Here is a 19,347-nt window from a genome sequence, read left to right as displayed (position 1 = left end):
GGCACCACCTGCGTATGGGACCCTGGTCCTCGCTCCTCCACAACGGGCGGACGACCGTCTCCTGTCCACACCCCGGTCGGGATCGGGGCGCGGCGGGCCCTCGGTGTCGGTACCGCCTGGTGGGCTGGTCTCCTCGACCGAGGGGTGCGGAACGTGGAGGAGCGGATGGACGGCAGGAACGACGAGGGGTGCCCGCGCTGGTGCGCGGGCGAGCACGACGAGCTGGTCGCGGCGGGGGAGCGGCTGCACCGCTCCGCGGCGAGCTCGCTCCCGGTGGTGCTCTGGGCGGGCCGAGACGGGGCCGCGGGCGCGACGGTGCACGTCTCCCTGTGCCGCCCGGGGGAGTCGGGGGAGGACAGGCTCCGCCTGGAGGCCGACGGGCTCGGCGAGGTCGACCTCGATCTCAGCTCGGGGTCGCGGCTGGCCGGCGCGGTGCTCCGGCTACTCGGCGCCTCGTGAGGTGCGCGGCGGATCGGGCGGCAGGAGGTCCGTCAGCTCGATCTCGAGCGCCTCGCAGAGCGCGAGGAGGGTGTGCAGCGTGGGGTTCGCGGGCGAGCCGGGCTTCGACTCGCCCTTCTCGAACTTCTGGTAGGTGTAGCCCGCGAGCCCGGCCGCGTGGGCGATCCGCTCCTGGCTGGCGCCCTTGGCGATGCGGGCCCGGTGCATGTTGGTGCCGAGCTCGCGGGCGTAGGTCGCCCAGTCGCGCTCGGGAGTGGGTGTCGACATGCCCGCCAGCTTCGGAGAAGTTCGGCCGCGGGTCAGCCATACACGGATGGGAAATTCTCGGTGGTCATACCCGGGTGACCACCGGCGGCGCCTCCGGAGCCCCGAGGGCCCCGCGACGGCAGCGCCTAGTATGGCCGGGTGCCAGTGAACCCCGAACTCGTCGGGCGCGTCTTCGCGCCCACGGAGCCCTATCAGGTGGGGCGCGAGAAGGTGCGCGAGTTCGCCCGCGCCGTCTCCGCGACCTCCCCCCTGCACCACGACGTCGAGGCCGCCCGCGCCGCCGGGCACCCCGACCTCGTCGCTCCGCCCACCTTCGCCGTCGTCGTGCAGGAGTTCACGCTCCAGCAGCTGCTCGCCGAGCCCGACGGCGGGATCGACTTCAGCCGCGTCGTGCACGGAGACCAGCGCTTCGTGCTGTCCCGTCCGGTCGTCGCCGGCGACGAGCTGACCGCGACCCTCTCGGTCGCCGCCATCAAGAAGCTCGGCGCCCACTCGATGGTCACCACCGAGTCCCGCATGGTCGACGCGAGCGGCGAGCACGTCGTCACCGCGATCTCGACCCTCGTGGTCAGGGGAGACGAATGAGCACCGCACTGCCCGCTCTCGCCGAGCTGAGCGTCGGCCAGGTCGTCGCCGAGAGCCGCTTCCCGATCGACCGCGGCACCCTGGTGCGTTACGCGGGCGCCTCGGGCGACTTCAACCCCATCCACTACCGCGACGACGTCGCCGCCGAGGTCGGCCTGCCCGGCGTGCTCGCGCACGGCATGCTCACGATGGGCACCGCGGTGCAGGTCGTCGTCGACTGGGTCGGCGACCCCGGACGCGTGGTCGACTACCAGGTGCGCTTCACCCGCCCCGTCGTGGTGGACCCGCGCGACGGCGCCGCCATCGACGTGGTCGCCAGGATCGGTGCTGTGAACGCCGAGGAGGGCTGGGTCCGCGTCGACCTCGCCGTCTCGGTCGAGGGCCAGTCCGTCCTCGGCAAGGCCCAGGCACGGGTCCGACTCGCGTGACCTCCGCGCCGCTGCTCTCCGCCCTGACCACCCTCCGCGTCGGCGGACCCGCCGAGCGCCTCGTCGAGCCCGCCACCGAGGCGGAGCTGGTCGAGACGCTCGTCGGCCTGTGGTCGGACGACGAGCCGTGGCTGCTGCTCGGCGGCGGCTCCAACCTCCTCGTGGGCGACGACGGGGTCGAGGGCACGGTCGTGCGCGTGCGCACCACCGGCGTCGAGCGGCTCCCCTCCGACGAGCCGGGGCTCGTGCTCCTGCGGGTCCAGGCGGGCGAGTCGTGGGACGGCCTCGTCGCGACGACCGTGGAGCGCGGCTGGGCGGGCCTCGAGGCTCTCAGCGGCATCCCCGGCACGGTCGGTGCGTCGCCGGTGCAGAACATCGGCGCCTACGGCCAGGAGCTCTCGGACACGCTGGTCGCGGTCGACTTCCTCGACGAGGGCGCCCGCGAGCCCGTCCGGCTGACGGCGGAGGAGCTGCAGTTCGCCTACCGCACCTCCGTGATCAAGCAGGGCCGCCGGGGCGCGGTGCTGGCCGTCGAGTTCGCGCTCGAGGAGGTCGGCGCCGAGGGCGACGGCACTCCCGTCGCCTACGGTCAGCTGGCGTCGGCGCTCGGAGTCGCGCTCGGCGACCGCGTGCCGCTCGCGCGGGTGCGCGAGACCGTGCTGGCGCTGCGTGCGGGCAAGGGCATGGTCCTCGATCCGGAGGACCCGGACACCGCGAGCGCCGGCTCCTTCTTCACCAACCCCCTCGTCACGAGCGCGTTCGCCGACTCCCTGCCGCCCGAGGCGCCGCGCTGGCCGGTCGAGCCGACGGCGGAGGCGCCCGTCATCACCCCGCTCGCCGCGGTCGAGGCCGGAGCGCCCGTCGGGCTGCCCGTGCCTCCCCGCGCCGACGGCCTGGTGAAGCTCAGCGCCGCGTGGCTGATCGAGCACGCCGGCGTCTCGCGCGGTTTCGCCCTGCCCGGCTCGCGGGCCGCCGTGTCGAGCAAGCACACCCTCGCCCTGACCAACCGCGGAGGAGCGACGGCCGAGCAGGTCGCCGAGCTCGCCCGGTACGTCCAGGGCCGCGTCCTGGCGGAGTTCGGCGTGCTGCTGCACCCCGAGCCCGTCGTGGTCGGCACCGCGGTCTGAGTCCGCGCGGTCTGCGCGCGCAGGCCCCGCGCTCCCGGGGACGCGCGCCTTCCGGCCGCGGCCTCCTCCGGCTCAGCTGTCGCGGCGGATCCAGCGGAAGCCGAAGCGGCAGGCGACGAGCCCCACGACGAGCCAGATACCGAGCACCAGCGCGACGCCGCCGAGGTCCCACGACCCGTTCACCTCCGCCTCCTCGAACCCGCTCGGCAGGAACACGGCGCGCATGCCCTGCGCGATCCACTTGAGCGGGAAGACGCTCGCCGTGTTCTGCAGCCAGTCCGGCAGCGTCGTGAACGACAGGTACGACCCCGAGATGAACTGCAGCACGAGCAGCGGCGGCACGATCACGGCGGTCGCGCTCTTGCCCGAGCGGGGCAGCGCGGAGACGGCGATGCCGAGGATGGCCGACGTCGCGACTCCTGCCAGGTAGACCCAGGCGAAGGTCGCCCAGCGCCCGCTGTCGGTGGGCAGCTCGACCGAGAACACCGTCGCCGCGACGAGGAGCAGCAGGGCCGTCTGCGCGAGGCTCGTCACGAGCACCTGGCCGAACTTGCCGATGAAGTAGCTGAAGACCGGCAGCGGTGCCCCCGCGAGGCGCTTGAGCGTGCCGTCGCCGCGCTCGACCGCGATGTCGACGCCCAGGTTCTGGACGCCCGAGAGCAGGATCCCGGCCGCGGCGAGGCCCGGCACGTAGTACTCGGCCATCGGGATGCCCGGGTCCTGCGGGTTCGCCTGCATCACCGCGGTGTCGCCGAACGCGACCGAGAAGATCGTCAGGAGCAGCACCGGGAAGAGGAAGGTGAAGAACACCTGGTCCGGAGCGCGGAAGTACGAGCGGATCTCGTAGCGGGCGCGGGCGAGTCCGAGGCGGACGGTGCGTCCCGGGCCGGTGGAGAGGGTGCGGGGGCGGGTGGCGACGGCGGTCACGCGGGCTCTCCGATCAGGTCGACCGCGTCGCGGTCCTCGCGGATGAGGTCGAGGTAGATGTCCTCGAGGCTGGGGCGGACGACCTCGAGCGCCGTCGGCTCCCCGATCCGGGCGTGCAGCTCGGCGACGGTCCGGGCGGGCTCGGTGGTGCGCAGCCGGTGCAGCACGCCGTCCTCGCGCCACTGCACGATCGGGACGCGCGCCTCGTCCCCTCCGATCGCGCTCATCGGGCCGATGGCCAGGAGCCGCCCGCCGGAGATCACGGCGGCGCGGTCGCCGAGGCGGGCGGCCTCGTCGAGGTAGTGGGTGGTGAGGAGGATGGTCGTGCCCTCGCTCTTGAGCAGGGCGATCAGGTCCCAGAAGGAGTGGCGGGCCTCGGGGTCGAATCCCGTGGTGGGCTCGTCGAGGAACACCAGCTCGGGACGGCCGATGATGCCGAGGGCGACGTCGACGCGGCGGCGCTGGCCGCCCGAGAGGCGCCCGATGCGCGAGCGGGCCTTGGACGTCAGCCCGACGGCCTCGATGGTCTCGTCGACGTCGCGCGGTCGCGGATAGAGGCTGGCGAAGTGCGCGATCTGCTCGCGGACCGTCGCGTTGCCGGACTCGCCGCTGGACTGCAGGACGATCCCCAGACGCGCCTTCCACGCCAGGTCGCCGTGGCGCGGGTCGACCCCGAGCACCGACACCTCGCCGCCGGAGCGGTCGCGGTAGCCCTCGAGGATCTCGATGGTCGTCGACTTCCCGGCGCCGTTCGGGCCGAGGAGCGCGAAGGTCTCGCCCCGGTGGATGTCGAAGGAGACTCCCGCGACCGCCGGAGCGCCCCCGTAGTCCTTCCGCAGGTCGCGGACTCGGACGGCGTGGTCTTCGCTCATCGTCACAGCGTGCCCTGTCGCACCCCTCCGGCGACAGTGATCCCCGATTTCCGCCTCCCTCTTGCCCTCCCCGCCCCGAGATGCCAGGCACCCCTCACCTGTCGGACAGGCCCGTCGCAGTACCCGCCGTCACCGTGCGGCACGGTCGAGCGGCGATCGGCGGTCCGCGTGTCACGGATCGTCGTCCGCGCTGCGCATCCCGCTCTCTGCGACGCACCTCGTCGTCGAGCCGGCCGCGGCCTATCGACGACGCAGGAGGAGAGGGGCTAGACGGTGCCGAAGAGCCGCTGCAAGCGGCGCACGCCCTCGAGGAGCGCGTCGTCGCCGAGGGCGTAGGACAGGCGGAGGTAGCCGCTCGGTCCGAAGGCCTCCCCGGGGACGGTGGCGACCTCGGCCTGCTCGAGGATGAGGTCGGCGAGCTCGAGGGAGGTCGTCGGGGTGGTGCCGTTCCACTCGCGGTTCAGCAGCCCGTTCACATCGGGGTAGACGTAGAACGCGCCGCCGGGGGTGGGGCACTCGATCCCGTCGATCGCGTTCAGCTCGGCGACGATGGTGCGGCGGCGGCGGTCGAAGGCCAGGCGCATCTCCTCGGCCGGCTCCTGCGGGCCGGTGAGGGCGGCGATCGCGGCGCGCTGCGAGATGTTCGAGACGTTGCTCGAGAGGTGCGACTGGAGGTTCGAGGCGCCCTTGATCGCGTCGGCCGGGCCGACCATCCATCCGACGCGCCAGCCGGTCATCGCGTAGGTCTTCGCGACGCCGTTGACGAGGATCGTCCGGTCGCGCAGGGCCGGCACCGCCTCGACGATCGAGGTCGCGTGCTCGAGCGGGCTCGCGTCGTCCTGGTCGCCGGTGGAGTAGACGAGGTTCTGGTAGATCTCGTCGGCGATGATCCAGAGGCCGTGCTCCTCGGCCCACTCGCCGATCTCGCGGGTCTGCTCGGCCGAGTAGACGGCGCCGGTGGGGTTGGAGGGGGAGACGAACAGGAGCACCTTGGTGCGCTCGGTGCGCGCGGCCTCCAGCTGCTCGACCGTGACCAGGTAGCCCTGGTCGGCGCCCGCGAACACGTCCACCTGCACGCCGCCGGCGAGCTTGATCGCCTCGGGGTAGGTGGTCCAGTACGGGGTCGGCACCAGCACCTCGTCGCCGTCGTCGAGGAGGGTCTGGAAGGCCTGGTAGACGGCCTGCTTGCCGCCGTTGGTGACCACGACCTGCGAGGGGTCGACGGCCCATCCGGAGTCGCGCGCCGTCTTCTCCGCGATGGCCGCGCGGAGGTCGGGGAGGCCCGCCGCGGGGGTGTAGCGGTAGTTCCTCGGGTCGAGCACGGCGGCCGAGGCGGCCTCGACGATGTGCTCGGGAGTGAGGAAGTCGGGCTCGCCGGCGGCGTAGGAGACGACCGGGCGGCCCTGGGCCTGGAGGGCCTTCGCCTTGGCGTCGACCTTCAGAGTGGCGGACTCGGCGATGGCGGCGATGCGGGCGGAGATGCGCGTGGTGGAGGACACGACGGCCAGCGTATCCTGCGCGCACACGGGGCTCCGAGGCCCCCCGCCGCTCGGCTGGACACGCCCTTCGGGTCCACGTACACTCGTCCGAGGTAGTCGATCTCTGCCCTCATCCGCAGCGCCCGCGAGGGTCGCGGCGGTGGGGCGGCGGGTCGGTCTCCTCCTCGGATGCTCGCAACGGCATCCATAGGGCGGTGGCTCAATTGGTAGAGCAGCGGTCTCCAAAACCGCAGGTTGCAGGTTCGAGCCCTGTCCGCCCTGCACATCGATGCCCGTCGCACGCGGTCCCCGCGACGCTGCGGTCATCGGTCCAGGGCCGCCCATGACGGGCGGTCGGCCACACCGGAGGTTCCGGTGCGGGAAAGGTGCGTGCAGGTGGCCGGGAAAGCAGTCGACGAGCCGAGCGAGGACGTCGTCGCGATCGCCAATCAGCAGCGAGCCGCGCGGCGCAACCCGTTCGCGCGCATCGCCCTCTTCATCCGGCAGGTCATCGCCGAGCTGAAGAAGGTCGTGACGCCCACCCGCAAGGAGCTGGGCAACTACGTCGTGGTCGTGCTGATCTTCGTCGTCATCATGATGGCGCTGGTGTCCTTCCTCGACTGGGTCTTCGCCCTGGCCGTGACGTACGTGTTCGGCACACCCGCCGCCTGACCCGAGAGCATCCGGGCCGCGCGAGCGGAGGGTGCCGGCGACAGCGGGACGCGCCCCGAGGGGCGCGACCGATCGATCGAGAGAGAGTTGTGACGAGTGTCTGACAGAAACCGCGACGACGTCGACTGGGCGACGGCTGCCGAGCAGTCGTCGGAGGTCGAGGAGGAGCAGGAGGGCGACGTCCAGTCGCAGGCTGAGGACGCCGTCGAGCCCGCCGAGCAGGGTGCGCTGAGCATCATCGACGAGAACGAGTCCGAGGACGACCTCGCCTCCGACCTCGAGGCAGCGCTGGACGCCATCGGCTCCGTCGACGACCCCGAGGCCGACTCCGCGGTCGACGAGGCCGCGCACATCGACACCGTCGAGGAGGCCGAAGCGGCCCTCGAGGCCGTCGAGGACGAGGCCGAGGTCGCCGCCGAGGACGCCGAGTCCGCCGGTGAGGACCTCGCCGACATCGACCCGTACGAGGCCTTCCGGACCGAGCTGCGCGGCAAGCCGGGCAAGTGGTACGTCATCCACTCCTACGCCGGCTTCGAGAAGCGCGTGAAGTCGAACATCGAGAACCGCAAGGTCTCGCTCGAGGCCGAGGACTACATCTTCGAGGTCCAGGTCCCGATGGAGGACGTGGTCGAGATCAAGAACGGCCAGCGCAAGATGGTCACCCGCGTGCGCATCCCCGGCTACGTGCTGGTGCGCATGGACCTCAACGAGGACTCGTGGTCGGTCGTCCGCCACACCCCGGGCGTCACCGGCTTCGTGGGCAACGCCCACAACCCGACCCCGCTGCGCTTCGAGGAGGCCTTCACGATGCTGAAGAGCCTCGTCGAGATCAAGGATGTCGCCCCCTCGAAGACCTCCGGTGCCAAGGGGCAGAAGCAGGCCCAGCGCGTGCTGCCCGCCGAGGTCGACTTCGAGATCGGCGAGACCATCACCATCAAGGAGGGCTCGTTCGCGGGTCTTCCCGGTTCGATCAGCGAGATCAAGCCCGAGAGCGGCAAGCTCACCGTGCTCGTCTCGCTCTTCGAGCGCGAGACCCCGGTCGAGCTGTCGTTCGACCAGGTCACCAAGCTCTGACGCGTCGCCTCCGCGCCGCGTGAACGCCCCCTCCGCACGTCGGAGGGGGCGTTCGCCGTTCCGGGCGGCGCCCCCTCCGGCACCGCCCCACGCGCCCCCGGGCGTCGGCACCTCCTCCGCCCTGTCGGGGGTGGCCCCGCTCGTGTAAGCTCGTACGGGTTTTCGTGTCGGCGCCCGCCTCTGTGCGCGCCGGACGACCCTCCTCCACCGCGATCCGGCACCGTCGGATGCGCGGGAGAGCGGCCGGGAGCCCCCGACCGCTCGAACCCTGAGAAAAGGAATCAGAATGGCCCCCAAGAAGAAGGTCACCGGCCTGATCAAGCTCCAGATCAAGGCCGGCGCGGCCAACCCCGCGCCCCCGATCGGTCCGGCGCTCGGTCAGCACGGCGTCAACATCATGGAGTTCTGCAAGGCGTACAACGCGCAGACCGAGTCGCAGCGCGGCAACGTCATCCCCGTCGAGATCACCGTCTACGAGGACCGCTCGTTCACCTTCGTGCTGAAGACCCCGCCCGCGGCGGAGCTCATCAAGAAGGCCGCCGGCGTCGCCAAGGGCTCCTCGACCCCGCACACCGTGAAGGTCGCGAAGCTCACCCAGGCGCAGGTCCGCGAGATCGCCGAGGCGAAGCAGGTCGACCTGAACGCCAACGACATCGACGCCGCCGCGAAGATCATCGCCGGCACCGCCCGCTCGATGGGCATCACGGTCGAGTAGCGCGACGCGCTGCTCGACGGCGGGAGCGACGCGCCCATCGGCGCGGACCCACCGCGGAAGCCTCATGAACCCGACGGCGGCCCCTCAGCGGGGTCGCACGCCCGGTCCGGATACGCCTCCGCAGGACCTCCCCGCCTCCCGCGAGCAGCAGTCACGGCCGCGATCGCGGCACCACCAGAACTCCATCACCCCCGTGGGAGAGCCCGCCAGGCTCTAGAACCACATTCTCGTTTCAAGGAGAAACAACATGGCACAGAAGTCGAAGGCCTACCGGGCCGCCGCGGCCAAGCTCGAAGAGGGCAAGTTCTACACGGCCGACGAGGCCGTCGCGCTCGCCCGCGAGACCGGTTCCGCCAAGTTCAACAGCACCGTCGAGGTCGCCCTCAAGCTCGGTGTCGACCCCCGCAAGGCCGACCAGATGGTCCGCGGCACGGTCATCCTGCCCCACGGCACGGGCAAGACCGCCCGCGTCATCGTGTTCGCGACCGGTCCGGCCGCCGAGGCCGCGCTGGCCGCCGGTGCCGATGAGGTCGGCGGCGCCGAGCTCATCGAGAAGGTCGCGGGCGGGTACACCTCGTTCGACTCCGCCGTCTCGACCCCGGAGCTCATGGGCCAGGTCGGCCGTCTCGGAAAGGTGCTCGGCCCCCGCGGCCTCATGCCCAACCCGAAGACCGGCACCGTGACCCCGGACGTGGCGAAGGCCGTGACCGAGATCAAGGGCGGAAAGATCGAGTTCCGCGTCGACAAGCACGCCAACGTGCACCTCGTCGTGGGCAAGGCCGCGTTCACCGAGGAGCAGCTCCAGGAGAACTTCAAGACCGCGCTCGACGAGATCCTCCGCCTCAAGCCGTCCTCCTCGAAGGGCCGCTACATCCAGAAGGCCGCCGTCTCGACGACCTTCGGCCCCGGCATCCCGCTGGACGTCAACGTCCTGGCCTGAGCCGAGCACGCACTGACGTGAGGAGGGGGTCCGCTTCGGCGGGCCCCCTCCTTCGTCGTCCCGGCATACTGGACCGGTGATCCGCCGCTCCGCTCCGTCGCGCCTCCCGTGACCGTCCGCCGGGCGTCCCCCGCCGACGCCGACGCCCTGGCCGAGCTGGCCGCCGCGACCTTCCCACTGGCCTGCCCGCCGCACACCACCGCGGAGGCGAAGGCCGAGTTCGTGCGCACCGTGCTCTCGGTCGAGCGCTTCCGCGACCACCTCGCCGATCCGCTCCGCTCGCTCCTGGTCGACGACGACTCCGGCGCGCTGACCGGCTACGCGATGCTCGTGCGCGGGGAGCCCGCCGACGCCGACGTCGTCGCGGCGATCCGGCTGCGTCCGACCGTCGAGCTCAGCAAGTTCTACCTCCTGCCCGGCCGGCACGGCTCCGGAGCGGCGGCCGCGCTGATGGCCGCGACCCTCGAGGAGGCGCTGGATCACGGTGCCGCGGGCGTCTGGCTCGGCGTCAACGAGCAGAACGCGCGTGCTCAACGGTTCTACTCCAAGCACGGCTTCGCGGTCGTCGGCCGCAAGCGCTTCCTCGTCGGCGACCGCTGGGAGGACGACTTCGTCCTCGAGCGCTCTCTCGCCTGACCCTCCCCGCGAGACGCCACCCGGGTACGCGACCCGCTCCGCGCGGCGTATCCGAGTGGCCTCTCGCCGAGGTCAGCCCTCGGAGACGGTGAGGACGATCTTGCCGCGGGTGTGGCCCGTCTCGAGCTGCTCGTGCGCCTCGCAGGCGCGGGCGAGGGGGAAGATGCCGTCGATGAAGACGCGGACGTCGCCCGACTCGAGAAGGCGCGAGACCACGCCGAGGGTCGCCCCGTCGGGAGCGACGCGGTAGGTGGAGGCGCGCACGCCCGCAGCGGCCGCCTCCTCGAAGAACCCGGGCCAGCTCCCGGTGGGCGCGTTCACGATCAGGCCCCCGGGGCGGAGGACCCTCAGCGAGCGCGAGCCCGTGTCGTCGTGGACGTTGCCGACCAGATCGATGACTACGTCGACGCCGGACAGCAGCTCGTCGAAGCGCTCGGCGGTGTGGTCGATCACCTGCGCGGCGCCGAGCTCGTGCAGCCACTGCAGGTTGCGGGTCGAGCCGGTCGCGATCACCGAGGCGCCGAAGTAGGCGGCGAACTGCACCGCGAAGTGGCCGACTCCGCCCGACCCGGCGTGGATGAGGATCCGCTGACCCTCGTGCGCCTTGGCGAGCTCGACGACCATGCCCCAGGCGGTGAGCGCCGCGAGCGGGACGCCGGCCGCTTCGACGTGCGAGAGCGTCGACGGCTTCCGCGCGATGGAGACGCTCGGCACGCTGACGTACTCCGCGTAGGAGCCCGAGTAGCGCGGCACCATGACGAAGCCGTAGACCTCGTCGCCCGGCCGCAGCGGATGCGCCGGGTAGGGGCTCGAGACGACGACGCCCGAGAAGTCGTGGCCGAGGACAGCAGGGTAGGAGGCGATCTGCGAGGCGACCCCCTGGCCCGCGCGCGTCTTCGCGTCGAGCGGGTTCACGCCGGCCGCGACCACCTTCACGGTGAACTCGGCGTTGATGGCGGAGGGTGTCGGCACGGTCGCCAGGTGCAGGGCGGAGGCGTCGCCCGGCGCGTCGATCACCGCCGCCGTCATCGTGTCGGGGAGGACGACCTCCTCCGGGATCTCGCCGATCGCGAGGCCGTGCCCGAGCGCGCTGGTGTGCATCGTCGCCTTTCCTGTCGCTGAGGCGTGCGGGTGGAGCGTGCCGAGGACGTCGCCCCCGATCCCCGCATCCGACGCCGCGACCAGTCAATCGAGGCAATGAGTCGGCGCTGTTACGGGGGTGTCACCCTCGGGAGAAGATTGGCGCGCGGAGCCGCGGGCGCCCGGTCTGGCACGATGAGGGGATGCGACGCCGACGTACCCTGCTGGTCGGCGGTGCCCTCCTTGTCCTGGCCGGGCTCGTGGTCCTCCTGGCCGCCCGGATCAGCATCGGCACCAGCCGCTGGGTCTACGTCAGCGAGATGGGCGCGCCGGACCTGCCGACGGCGGGCGCCTTCGAGGCCGCTCTTCTGCTCGTGGCGGCCGGCGGCGCGCTGATCGCCGCGGGCGCCTGGCCGGTGCGCGCCCGCCTGCTCCCCGCCCTCCGCCCGGCGGGCGCGATCCTCCTGGCGGCCGCCTGCTTCGCGCTCGCCTCGCAGGTGACCTGCACGGCGGGCTGCCCGCTGCCGGTCGGGCCGGCCTTCCGCTGGCAGGACCTCATCCACACCTCGGCCGCCGTGCTCGGCTTCGGGGCTGCCTGCGCCGCGATGCTCCAGCTGGCGACCGTGCGGGGGCGCCCTGCGGTCGCGCGGCTCTCGCTCGCCGCCGGGATCTCGGTGGCGGTCGTCGCCGGGACGGGTGGGATCCTGTCGCTCCTGCGCGTGTGGCTGCGGCTCGGCGGCACGCTCGAGTTCGTGGCGACGGCGATCGCAGTGCTCTGGCTCGCGTTCGTCGGCCTGGTGCTCGCGCTCGAGGACCTCAGCGCCGAGCGAGCCAGCCGCGGACGTGCCCGCGGATCCGGTCCTGCTGAGCGGCGAAGCCCTCGTCCCGCGACGGCACCCGCTCGCAGTCCGCATCCGGAAGAGCCCTAGCCCACGCCTCCGCGACCTCGACCGGGTGCACGGGATCGCGCTCGGCCGCGATCACCAGGGTGCGCGCGATGACCTCGCCCAGCTCTCCGGAATCGCGGTAGGCGGCGTTCCGCGGGATCTGGGCGAGCCGGACGGCGCGCTCGGCCGCGCGCGGGGAGCGGAACTGCAGCGTCAGCGCCTCCGCCGACGCGGGGGACACCTCGGCGGCGCGCGCGAACAGGCCCGAGGCGCGGAACATCCGCTCGCCGCGCTTCGCGCCGTGGTCGTGCAGCAGCTGCGCGATGACGGGGAACACGGTGAGGTTCTCGGGCAGCGGCTCGGCGGTGAAGGCGGGGCGCACGAAGACGGCGCGGTCGATCGGCAGCACGCGTCGGACCGCGAGGCGCAGGGCGATCGCGGCGCCCATCGAGATGCCGAGCACCGTGAGCGGCTTGTGCGCGGCTCCGGCGCGCACGACCTCCTCCGTCACCTCGTCGGCCAGCGCCTCGAGGGCGAAGTCGTCGGGCGCGCCGAGCAGCTCAGAGGCGCCGTGGGCGCGGACGTCCGGAGCGATGACCTCGCTGCCGGCGGGGAGGGCGGAGCGCAGCAGCCCCAGCGGCTGGGAGCGGTCGCCGCCCAGGCCGTGCAGGAGGAGGACCGTCACCGGGCGCGCGTCCGCTCGTGCAGCTCGGCCATCAGCATCCCCGCCAGCCGCACGAGGATGTGGATCTCGTCCTCGTCGCGGTCGACCCAGCGGGAGTTCGGCTCGCCCTCGATCGGCACGAAGTCGCGGTGCTGCTCCCAGACGACGAGCGTGCGCTCGGCGCCGAGGACGTACTGCTGCCAGAAGACCTGCCGCAGGTAGTGGCGCGGGATGCTCCGCCACGGCTTCGTCGTGGTCTTGATCTCGCAGAGCTCGAGCCGGCCGTCCTCGCGGAGGCCGATGCCGTCGGGCGTGGCGAGGTGGCGCCGCTCCTGGCTCGCGTGGAAGAGGGTGCTGCTGGGCTCGATCGCGTGCTCGCTCCGCACCCAGGCGGCGATCTCGGGCTCGCGGGCGCGGCCGTGGTCGGTGAAGGCGTTGCCGCCGAAGCCGGTGCCGTAGAGCTTGTCGAGCGCTGCCTTGCCGATCGCGGCGGGGGAGGAGAGGCGGGCGACGTCGGTCGCCGTGATGCCGCGCGAGCGGGCGCGGAGCCAGGCGACGCGGTCCGAGGAGTCGGCGACGACCCTCCGGAGGTGCGGGGGCTCGGCGTCCGTGAAGACGGGCTGCGTCTCCCAGGGGAAGGAGAGCTGCAGGTCGGGCACCGATTCATTCTCTGCCCCCTGCGGCGCCCGGTCGAATCGGCACGCCGACCCGCGGCGTCTCACCGGGGCGCGACGGCTCGCGCCGGCGGCTCAGGCGTCGAGGAAGGCGTCGACGTGCGCGGGGGAGAGGAGGTGGCGCCGGACCATCAGGGCGGCGCCGCGGACGCCTCCGCCCTGGGCCGCGGCCTGCACGATGTCGAGCGCGCGGGTCGCCAGGGGGAGGGAGCGGCGGTAGACGACCTCGCGGACCCCGGCGAGGACCTCGTGGCTGGCCTGGGCGATGCTGCCGCCGACGACGATGACGGACGGGTTCAGGAGGTTCACGCAGGTGGCGAGCACCTCGCCGATGTCGCGGCCGGCGGCGCGCGTGAGCTCGACGGTGGTGGGGTCCCCGCCGGTCAGCAGGGTGACGACGTCGGAGGTGCTGGCGGCGTCGATCCCGGACTCGGTCAGGCGGTGGGCGATCGCCGAGCCGCTCGCGATCGCCTCGAGGTCGGCCTCGCCGCGGTCGCCGGGGACCTGCACGTGGCCCAGGTCGCCCGCCGCTCCGAGGGCTCCGCGCTGCAGGGCGCCGCCGCTGACGATCCCGGCTCCGATGCCGGTGGAGACCTTCACGTAGAGGAGGTCGTCGACGTCGGCGTAGTGGTCGGCGTGCTCGCCGAGCGCCAGCAGGTTCACGTCGTTGTCGACGAGGACGGGCACGGGGAGGCGGCGGCCGACGAACTCCGGGATGTCGAAGCGGTCCCAGCCGGGCATGATCGGCGGCTTCACCGGGCGGCCCGTCGCGTGCTCGACGGGTCCGGGGACGCCGACGCCGACTCCCGCGAGCGGGCCGGCCGCCGGAGTCCGGCCGAGCAGGGCCGCGGCGACGTCGAGGGCGTGGCCGAGGACGGCGAGGGGGCCGTCGGCGATGGCGATGCTCTCGCGGCGGCGGGCGAGGACCGTGCCGTCGAGGTCGGTCAGGGCGACGACGGCGTGCGCGGCGCCCAGGTCGACGGCGAGGAGGCTGCGCGCCCGAGGGTCGAAGGCCACGCGGGCGGCGGGGCGGCCGCCGGAGGAGGGGGCGTCGTCCTGTCGGGCGACCAGGCCGGAGGCGGTGAGGACGTCGAGCTGGGCGGAGACGGCCGCGCGCGGCAGGCCCGTCTCGGCGACCACGTCGGCCCGAGTCCGGGGAGCCCCGTCGGCCAGCAGGAGCAGCAGCTCGCCGACCGCGCTGACGGTGATGCGGCGGCGCGGGGACATGGCCAGAGTCAACCACAGCGCCCGTGCTTCTGTGCGGCGGGCGCCCGACTTGGCGGGCGCGCAGGGCTAGTTTTGCTTGTCCGTGAGCAAAAGTCCGCGTAGGGTTCGAGGCACACCTTCCGATGCGATCAGGAGCCCCACCGGTGGCCACACCCCCAGACCTCTCTGTCCAGCTGTACTCGGTGCGCGAGCCGCTCGCGGCCGATCTGCCCGCCACCCTCGACCGCCTCGCGGCGATCGGCTTCACCACGGTCGAGCTCTTCGGGTTCGTCGACCTGGCCGACGCCTACCGCGCGGCGCTCCCGGCCAGCGGACTGCGCGCTCCCAGCGCCCACGCCCGCCTCCTCGGCCCGCAGGGCGACGCCACCGTCGACGAGATCCTCGACACCGCCGCCTCGCTCGGAGTCGAGACCGTGATCGACCCCTTCGTCGACCCGACCCGCTGGACCACCGCGGACGACGTCGCCCGCATCGCCGACGAGCTGAACGCGCTGGTCGACTCCGCCGCCGCCCGCGGCCTGGTGCTCGGCTACCACAACCACGCCTTCGAGTTCGAGAACCGCGTCGACGGCCGCAGCGCCTTCGAGCACCTCGCGAGCCTGCTCGACCCGCGCATGGTCCTCGAGCTCGACACCTACTGGGCGGCCGTCGGCGGCGACGACCCGGTCGAGGTGCTCGGACGCCTCGGCGACCAGGTGCGCTTCCTGCACGTGAAGGACGGCCCGATCTCGGCCGACACCCAGGAGCAGCTGCCCGCGGGCGAGGGCGCGATGGACGTCCCGGCGATCCTCGCCGCCGCTCCGCAGGCCCTGCCCGTGCTGGAGTTCGACGCCTACGCCGGCGACATCTTCGAGGGCCTGGAGTCGGCCCACCGCTACGTCTCGGGGCTCGGCGCATGAGCGGCACCGGCCGCGTGGGCGTCGGCGTCATCGGCGCCGGCAACATCAGCACCCAGTACCTGACCAACCTCACCGTCTTCCCCGACCTCGAGGTGCTCTTCGTCGCCGACATCGACCTCGAGCGGGCGAGGACCCAGGCCGAGGCCTTCGGCGTCCCCGCCTCCGGCACCGTCGAGGAGCTCCTCGCGCACGAGGGCGTCGAGATCGTCGTCAACCTCACGATCCCGGCCGCGCACGTCGAGGTCGCGCGCAGCGCGGTCGAGGCGGGCAAGCACGTGTGGACCGAGAAGCCCTTCTCGCTCGACCGCGACAGCGGGATCGAGCTGCTCGCGCTGGCCAAGGAGAAGGGGCTGCGCGTCGCGACCGCTCCCGACACCTTCCTGGGCGCGGGCCTCCAGACGGCGCAGCGCGTGATCGAGAGCGGAGCCATCGGCACGCCGCTCTCGGCCCTCACCCTCTTCCAGGGCCCCGGCCCCGAGTCGTGGCACCCGAACCCGGAGTTCTTCTTCGCCGAGGGCGGCGGACCGCTGCTGGACATGGGCCCTTACTACATCACCACGCTCGTGCAGAACCTCGGCCCCGTCGAGAGCGTCACCGCCATCTCGTCCCAGGCCCGCGCCACCCGCGTGGTGGGCTCCGGCCCGAAGGAGGGCACCGAGTTCCCGGTGACCATCCCGACGCACATCGGCGGGCTGCTCCGCTTCGAGTCCGGGGCCTCGGCCCAGGGCGTGTGGAGCTTCGAGTCGAGCCTGCCGCGCACCGGCTTCGTCGAGATCAACGGCTCCGAGGGCACCCTCGTCCTCCCCGACCCGAACCAGCACGACGGAGAGATCACCCTGCACCGCCGCGGGTCCGCCGAGCCTGAGGTCATCGCGGCGACCGGCTCGACCGCCTCCCGCGGCACCGGCGTGCTCGAGCTCGCCCGCGCGATCCGGGCCGACCGCCCCGAGGCCGCCTCCGGAGACCTCGCGTATCACGTCACCGACGTGATGCTCTCGCTCCTCGAGGCCGCCGAGACCGGCGAGAAGGTCCTCGTCACCAGCTCCGTGACGCCCCGCCCCGCACTGCCCGAGAGCTGGGACCCGACCGAAGCGACCCTCTCCTGATGCCCGCGCCCCTGCGCGTCGGCGTGCTCGGCGGCGGCTTCATGGCGGCCGTGCACAGCCGCGCGGCCCGCAGCGCCGGAGCGGTGCTCGCCGGAGTCGCCTCCTCCACCCCGGAGAAGGGCGAGCGGGCGGCGGCCGAGCTCGGCGTCGAGCGCGCCTACCCGGACGCCCGGGCCCTGATCGAGGACGAGAGCATCGACCTCGTGCACGTCTGCACCCCGAACGCCACGCACGCCGCACTCGCGCTCGCGGCGATCGAGGCGGGCAAGCACGTGGTCTGCGAGAAGCCGCTCGCCGCGACGCTTCGGGAGGCGGAGTCGCTCGCTGCGGCCGCGTCCTCCGCCGGCGTGGTGGCGACCGTCCCGTTCGCCTACCGCTTCCACCCGATGGTGCGCGAGGCCCGTGCCCGCGTCGCCTCCGGCGAGACCGGCCGTCTGGTCACGGTCCGCGGGAGCTACCTCCAGGACTGGCTGCTGGGCGCCTCCGACGACAACTGGCGCGTCGACCCGGCCGCCGGCGGCCGCTCGCGCGCCTTCGGCGACATCGGCTCGCATCTGGTCGACCTGCTGGAGTTCGTCACCGGCGACCGGATCGACTCGCTCGCCGCGATCACGAGCACCGTCCACGCCGAGCGCGGCGGCCGCCCCGTGAGCACCGAGGACGTGGCCGGCCTGATCGTCCGGCTCGAGGGCGGCGCCGTCGGCACGCTCCTCGTCTCGCAGGTCACCGCGGGCCACCGCAACGAGCTGGTGCTCGAGGTCTCCGGGCTGGAGGAGTCGCTGCGCTTCGAGCAGGAGCTCCCCGAGACGCTGTGGGTCGGCCGGCGCGACAGCGCCCTGCTGGTGCCGCGCGACGCCTCGATCCTCGCGCCCGATGCGGCCCGGCTCTCGATCGTGCCGAGCGGTCATCCGATGGGCTACCAGGACGCCTTCACGGCGTTCGCCCGCGACACCTACGCCGCCGTGGCGGGCGCCGACGTGGAGGGTCTGCCGACCTTCGCCGACGGCCTCCGCGCGGCGCGCATCACCGAGGCCGTGCTCGACGCGGCCGAGACAGGCGTCTGGGTGACCGTGCCCGCCGCCGACGACCGGACGGAGATCGCCGCATGAGCGACGAGAAGACCTACCCCGCCACCCACCCCGTGACGCTGTTCACCGGGCAGTGGGCCGATCTGCCCTTCGAGGAGGTCGCCCGACTCGCCGCCGAGTGGGGCTACGACGGCCTCGAGATCGCGGCCTCGGGCGACCACCTCGACCTCAAGCGCGCGGACGAGGACGACGCCTACGCCGCTTCGCGCCTGGAGATCCTCGACCGCTACGGCCTCGAGGTCTTCGCCATCTCGAACCACCTCACCGGCCAGGCCGTCTGCGACGACCCGATCGACTTCCGCCACAAGGCACTCGTGCGCGACTACACCTGGGGCGACGGCGACGCGGAGGGGGTGCGGCAGCGCGCCGCCGAGGACATGAAGCGCTCGGCGCGGGTCGCCCGCAAGCTCGGCGTGGACGTGGTCGTCGGCTTCACCGGCTCGAAGATCTGGCCCTACGTGGCGCAGTTCCCGCCGGTCCCGGCCTCCGTCATCGACGAGGGGTACGAGGACTTCGCGACCCGCTGGAACCCGATCCTCGACGAGTTCGACGCGAACGGCGTGGTTTACGCGCACGAGGTGCACCCGTCCGAGATCGCCTACGACTACTGGTCGAGCGTGCGCACCCTCGAGGCGATCGGGCACCGCCCGGCCTTCGGCTTCAACTGGGATCCGTCGCACATGATGTGGCAGGACATCGACCCGGTCGGCTTCATCGTCGACTTCAAGGACCGGATCTACCACGTCGACTGCAAGGACACCCGCCTGCGTCCGAAGAACGGCCGCGCCGGCGTGCTCGGCTCGCACCTGCCCTGGGGCGACCCGCGCCGCGGCTGGGACTTCGTCTCGACGGGGCACGGCGACGTCCCGTGGGAGGACGCGTTCCGGGCGCTGGAGTCGATCGGCTACTCCGGCCCGATCTCCATCGAGTGGGAGGACGCCGGGATGGACCGCCTCCACGGCGCGAAGGAGGCCGTCGGCTTCATCCGCTCGCTGCTCTGGAGGACCCCGACCGCGTCGTTCGACGCCGCGTTCTCGAACCAGTAGCCGCGCGGCTCCCCTCGGCGGGATCCCGCTCCGGTCCGCAGGCCACGTCGCCCGCGCCGGATCGGGGTCCCGCAGGCGGGAGAGCGGTCAGTCGGCGGCCTTGGCGGCGCGCTCGGACTTGATGCGGGCCTGCTCGCGGCGGACCTCCGCGTAGCGGTTCTGCTCGACGCGCAGCCACTCGGGGACCTCGTCGAGCAGGGCCTGGATCTCGGGAGTGGTCAGCGCCTCGGTGACGCCGCCGCGGGCGAGCCCCGAGATGGAGACGTTCAGCCGGGAGGCGATGACGGAGCGCGGGTGCGGCCCCTCCTCACGGAGCTGCACGAGCCAGGCGGGCGGGTTCGCGGCGAGCTCGTCGTACTGCTCGCGCGTGATCGCCGACTCCTGGAACTCCTCCGGGGTCGCGGGCAGGTAGACCTGCAGCTTCTTCGCCGCGGTCGCAGCCTTCATCGTCTGTGTCGCCTTGGCCATGCGGCAACCCTACCGGCGCGGCGCGGAC

Annotated in this window: 23 protein-coding genes and 1 tRNA gene; 15 read left to right on the top strand and 9 right to left on the bottom strand. The window is 72.8% G+C overall.

The genetic code is table 11. The annotated features are described in order from the left end of the window. The first annotated feature begins 165 nt into the window (after positions 1–165). Positions 166–459 carry a DUF6907 domain-containing protein gene (locus tag C5C33_RS03690; RefSeq protein WP_104227044.1) on the top strand — a complete coding sequence of 98 codons (294 nt, stop codon included), beginning with the start codon at positions 166–168 and terminating at the stop codon, positions 457–459. Here the strand turns inward: C5C33_RS03690 and C5C33_RS03685 are convergent. Further along, complete coding sequence (locus C5C33_RS03685; protein WP_104223625.1) at positions 442–726, bottom strand: helix-turn-helix domain-containing protein; 285 nt, start codon at positions 724–726, stop codon at positions 442–444. The genes C5C33_RS03690 and C5C33_RS03685 overlap by 18 nt on opposite strands. A 138-nt stretch (positions 727–864) precedes the next feature. On the opposite strand from C5C33_RS03685, the gene C5C33_RS03680 reads away from it, so the two are divergent. Genes C5C33_RS03680 through C5C33_RS03670 form a run of 3 tightly spaced genes read left to right on the top strand, consistent with a single transcriptional unit; the run spans position 865 to position 2,866 of the window. Continuing rightward, positions 865–1,311: a MaoC family dehydratase N-terminal domain-containing protein gene (locus C5C33_RS03680; protein WP_104227045.1), complete on the top strand. Its 447-nt coding sequence runs from the start codon at positions 865–867 to the stop codon at positions 1,309–1,311. Next, the gene (locus C5C33_RS03675; RefSeq protein WP_104238284.1) at positions 1,308–1,739 is read left to right on the top strand and encodes a MaoC/PaaZ C-terminal domain-containing protein; all 432 of its coding nucleotides are present in this window, start codon (positions 1,308–1,310) and stop codon (positions 1,737–1,739) included. The genes C5C33_RS03680 and C5C33_RS03675 overlap by 4 nt, the downstream gene beginning before the upstream one ends. Then, a complete protein-coding gene (locus tag C5C33_RS03670) occupies positions 1,736–2,866 on the top strand; it encodes a UDP-N-acetylmuramate dehydrogenase (RefSeq protein ID WP_104260446.1) in 1,131 nt (376 codons plus the stop codon). Before C5C33_RS03675 ends, C5C33_RS03670 begins: the two co-directional genes overlap by 4 nt. A 72-nt stretch (positions 2,867–2,938) precedes the next feature. Here C5C33_RS03670 and C5C33_RS03665 read toward each other — a convergent pair whose 3' ends face one another. The 3 genes from C5C33_RS03665 to C5C33_RS03655 all read right to left on the bottom strand — a co-directional run bounded on the left by C5C33_RS03665 (position 2,939) and on the right by C5C33_RS03655 (position 6,173). Continuing rightward, a complete protein-coding gene (locus C5C33_RS03665) occupies positions 2,939–3,793 on the bottom strand; it encodes an ABC transporter permease (protein ID WP_104223629.1) in 855 nt (284 codons plus the stop codon). Next, complete coding sequence (locus C5C33_RS03660; protein ID WP_104223630.1) at positions 3,790–4,665, bottom strand: ABC transporter ATP-binding protein; 876 nt, start codon at positions 4,663–4,665, stop codon at positions 3,790–3,792. The genes C5C33_RS03665 and C5C33_RS03660 overlap by 4 nt, the downstream gene beginning before the upstream one ends. A gap of 266 nt (positions 4,666–4,931) precedes the next feature. Continuing rightward, complete coding sequence (locus C5C33_RS03655) at positions 4,932–6,173, bottom strand: pyridoxal phosphate-dependent aminotransferase (RefSeq protein WP_374953278.1); 1,242 nt, start codon at positions 6,171–6,173, stop codon at positions 4,932–4,934. 179 nt (positions 6,174–6,352) lie between these two features. On the opposite strand from C5C33_RS03655, the gene C5C33_RS03650 reads away from it, so the two are divergent. From C5C33_RS03650 to C5C33_RS03625, 6 genes are all read left to right on the top strand, one after another. Beyond that, positions 6,353–6,425: transfer RNA gene (locus C5C33_RS03650), tRNA-Trp, on the top strand. A 114-nt stretch (positions 6,426–6,539) separates the two neighbouring features. Further along, a complete protein-coding gene (gene secE, locus C5C33_RS03645) occupies positions 6,540–6,815 on the top strand; it encodes a preprotein translocase subunit SecE (protein WP_068208793.1) in 276 nt (91 codons plus the stop codon). 96 nt (positions 6,816–6,911) lie between these two features. Continuing rightward, complete coding sequence (gene nusG, locus C5C33_RS03640; protein ID WP_104223631.1) at positions 6,912–7,889, top strand: transcription termination/antitermination protein NusG; 978 nt, start codon at positions 6,912–6,914, stop codon at positions 7,887–7,889. 286 nt (positions 7,890–8,175) lie between these two features. Next, positions 8,176–8,604 carry a 50S ribosomal protein L11 gene (rplK, locus tag C5C33_RS03635; protein ID WP_104223632.1) on the top strand — a complete coding sequence of 143 codons (429 nt, stop codon included), beginning with the start codon at positions 8,176–8,178 and terminating at the stop codon, positions 8,602–8,604. Positions 8,605–8,851: 247 nt separating this feature from the next. Then, positions 8,852–9,544, top strand: coding sequence for a 50S ribosomal protein L1 (rplA, locus tag C5C33_RS03630; RefSeq protein ID WP_104223633.1), 693 nt, complete (start codon positions 8,852–8,854; stop codon positions 9,542–9,544). A gap of 108 nt (positions 9,545–9,652) precedes the next feature. Then, positions 9,653–10,180 carry a GNAT family N-acetyltransferase gene (locus C5C33_RS03625; protein ID WP_104260445.1) on the top strand — a complete coding sequence of 176 codons (528 nt, stop codon included), beginning with the start codon at positions 9,653–9,655 and terminating at the stop codon, positions 10,178–10,180. A 72-nt stretch (positions 10,181–10,252) separates the two neighbouring features. On the opposite strand, the gene C5C33_RS03620 is transcribed toward C5C33_RS03625, so the two are convergent. Then, the gene (locus C5C33_RS03620; protein WP_374952914.1) at positions 10,253–11,281 is read right to left on the bottom strand and encodes an NADP-dependent oxidoreductase; all 1,029 of its coding nucleotides are present in this window, start codon (positions 11,279–11,281) and stop codon (positions 10,253–10,255) included. Positions 11,282–11,463: 182 nt separating this feature from the next. On the opposite strand from C5C33_RS03620, the gene C5C33_RS03615 reads away from it, so the two are divergent. Further along, a complete protein-coding gene (locus tag C5C33_RS03615) occupies positions 11,464–12,189 on the top strand; it encodes a DUF998 domain-containing protein (protein ID WP_104223635.1) in 726 nt (241 codons plus the stop codon). Here C5C33_RS03615 and C5C33_RS03610 read toward each other — a convergent pair. The 3 genes from C5C33_RS03610 to C5C33_RS03600 all read right to left on the bottom strand — a co-directional run bounded on the left by C5C33_RS03610 (position 12,077) and on the right by C5C33_RS03600 (position 14,712). Beyond that, the gene (locus C5C33_RS03610; RefSeq protein WP_181129980.1) at positions 12,077–12,832 is read right to left on the bottom strand and encodes an alpha/beta fold hydrolase; all 756 of its coding nucleotides are present in this window, start codon (positions 12,830–12,832) and stop codon (positions 12,077–12,079) included. The genes C5C33_RS03615 and C5C33_RS03610 overlap by 113 nt on opposite strands. Further along, positions 12,829–13,461: a YqaJ viral recombinase family protein gene (locus tag C5C33_RS03605; protein ID WP_104223661.1), complete on the bottom strand. Its 633-nt coding sequence runs from the start codon at positions 13,459–13,461 to the stop codon at positions 12,829–12,831. The genes C5C33_RS03610 and C5C33_RS03605 overlap by 4 nt, the downstream gene beginning before the upstream one ends. 99 nt (positions 13,462–13,560) lie before the next feature. Continuing rightward, on the bottom strand, positions 13,561–14,712 hold the full coding sequence (locus C5C33_RS03600; protein ID WP_104260444.1) for an ROK family transcriptional regulator: 1,152 nt from the start codon (positions 14,710–14,712) through the stop codon (positions 13,561–13,563). A 143-nt stretch (positions 14,713–14,855) separates the two neighbouring features. Between C5C33_RS03600 and C5C33_RS03595 the strand changes: the two genes are divergently transcribed. Genes C5C33_RS03595 through C5C33_RS03580 form a run of 4 tightly spaced genes read left to right on the top strand, consistent with a single transcriptional unit; the run spans position 14,856 to position 18,851 of the window. Continuing rightward, positions 14,856–15,611, top strand: a complete 756-nt coding sequence (locus tag C5C33_RS03595) for a sugar phosphate isomerase/epimerase (RefSeq protein ID WP_244230510.1) — start codon at positions 14,856–14,858, stop codon at positions 15,609–15,611. After that, entirely contained in the window at positions 15,608–16,717 is a 1,110-nt protein-coding gene (locus C5C33_RS03590) for a Gfo/Idh/MocA family protein (RefSeq protein ID WP_104260443.1), read from the top strand. Before C5C33_RS03595 ends, C5C33_RS03590 begins: the two co-directional genes overlap by 4 nt. Next, the gene (locus C5C33_RS03585; protein WP_104260442.1) at positions 16,717–17,826 is read left to right on the top strand and encodes a Gfo/Idh/MocA family protein; all 1,110 of its coding nucleotides are present in this window, start codon (positions 16,717–16,719) and stop codon (positions 17,824–17,826) included. Before C5C33_RS03590 ends, C5C33_RS03585 begins: the two co-directional genes overlap by 1 nt. Continuing rightward, positions 17,823–18,851: a sugar phosphate isomerase/epimerase gene (locus C5C33_RS03580; protein WP_167299019.1), complete on the top strand. Its 1,029-nt coding sequence runs from the start codon at positions 17,823–17,825 to the stop codon at positions 18,849–18,851. The genes C5C33_RS03585 and C5C33_RS03580 overlap by 4 nt, the downstream gene beginning before the upstream one ends. Before the next feature lie 87 nt (positions 18,852–18,938). On the opposite strand, the gene C5C33_RS03575 is transcribed toward C5C33_RS03580, so the two are convergent. Then, on the bottom strand, positions 18,939–19,319 hold the full coding sequence (locus C5C33_RS03575; protein ID WP_104223641.1) for a DUF5997 family protein: 381 nt from the start codon (positions 19,317–19,319) through the stop codon (positions 18,939–18,941). Between the last annotated feature and the right edge of the window lie 28 nt (positions 19,320–19,347).

Source organism: Rathayibacter sp. AY1H3 (assembly GCF_002932015.1).
This window is presented reverse-complemented; position numbering and strand designations above follow the sequence as displayed.

What these genes read in the sequence shown, in the direction of transcription:
- C5C33_RS03575 (WP_104223641.1), bottom strand. Translation starts at nt 19,319, where the DNA reads ATGGCCAAGGCGACACAGACGATGAAGGCTGCGACCGCGGCGAAGAAG.
- C5C33_RS03690 (WP_104227044.1), top strand. Translation starts at nt 166, where the DNA reads ATGGACGGCAGGAACGACGAGGGGTGCCCGCGCTGGTGCGCGGGCGAG.
- rplK (WP_104223632.1), top strand. Translation starts at nt 8,176, where the DNA reads ATGGCCCCCAAGAAGAAGGTCACCGGCCTGATCAAGCTCCAGATCAAG.
- C5C33_RS03585 (WP_104260442.1), top strand. Translation starts at nt 16,717, where the DNA reads ATGCCCGCGCCCCTGCGCGTCGGCGTGCTCGGCGGCGGCTTCATGGCG.
- C5C33_RS03685 (WP_104223625.1), bottom strand. Translation starts at nt 726, where the DNA reads ATGTCGACACCCACTCCCGAGCGCGACTGGGCGACCTACGCCCGCGAG.
- C5C33_RS03615 (WP_104223635.1), top strand. Translation starts at nt 11,464, where the DNA reads ATGCGACGCCGACGTACCCTGCTGGTCGGCGGTGCCCTCCTTGTCCTG.
- C5C33_RS03590 (WP_104260443.1), top strand. Translation starts at nt 15,608, where the DNA reads ATGAGCGGCACCGGCCGCGTGGGCGTCGGCGTCATCGGCGCCGGCAAC.
- C5C33_RS03580 (WP_167299019.1), top strand. Translation starts at nt 17,823, where the DNA reads ATGAGCGACGAGAAGACCTACCCCGCCACCCACCCCGTGACGCTGTTC.
- C5C33_RS03675 (WP_104238284.1), top strand. Translation starts at nt 1,308, where the DNA reads ATGAGCACCGCACTGCCCGCTCTCGCCGAGCTGAGCGTCGGCCAGGTC.
- C5C33_RS03660 (WP_104223630.1), bottom strand. Translation starts at nt 4,665, where the DNA reads ATGAGCGAAGACCACGCCGTCCGAGTCCGCGACCTGCGGAAGGACTAC.
- C5C33_RS03620 (WP_374952914.1), bottom strand. Translation starts at nt 11,281, where the DNA reads ATGCACACCAGCGCGCTCGGGCACGGCCTCGCGATCGGCGAGATCCCG.
- rplA (WP_104223633.1), top strand. Translation starts at nt 8,852, where the DNA reads ATGGCACAGAAGTCGAAGGCCTACCGGGCCGCCGCGGCCAAGCTCGAA.
- C5C33_RS03600 (WP_104260444.1), bottom strand. Translation starts at nt 14,712, where the DNA reads ATGTCCCCGCGCCGCCGCATCACCGTCAGCGCGGTCGGCGAGCTGCTG.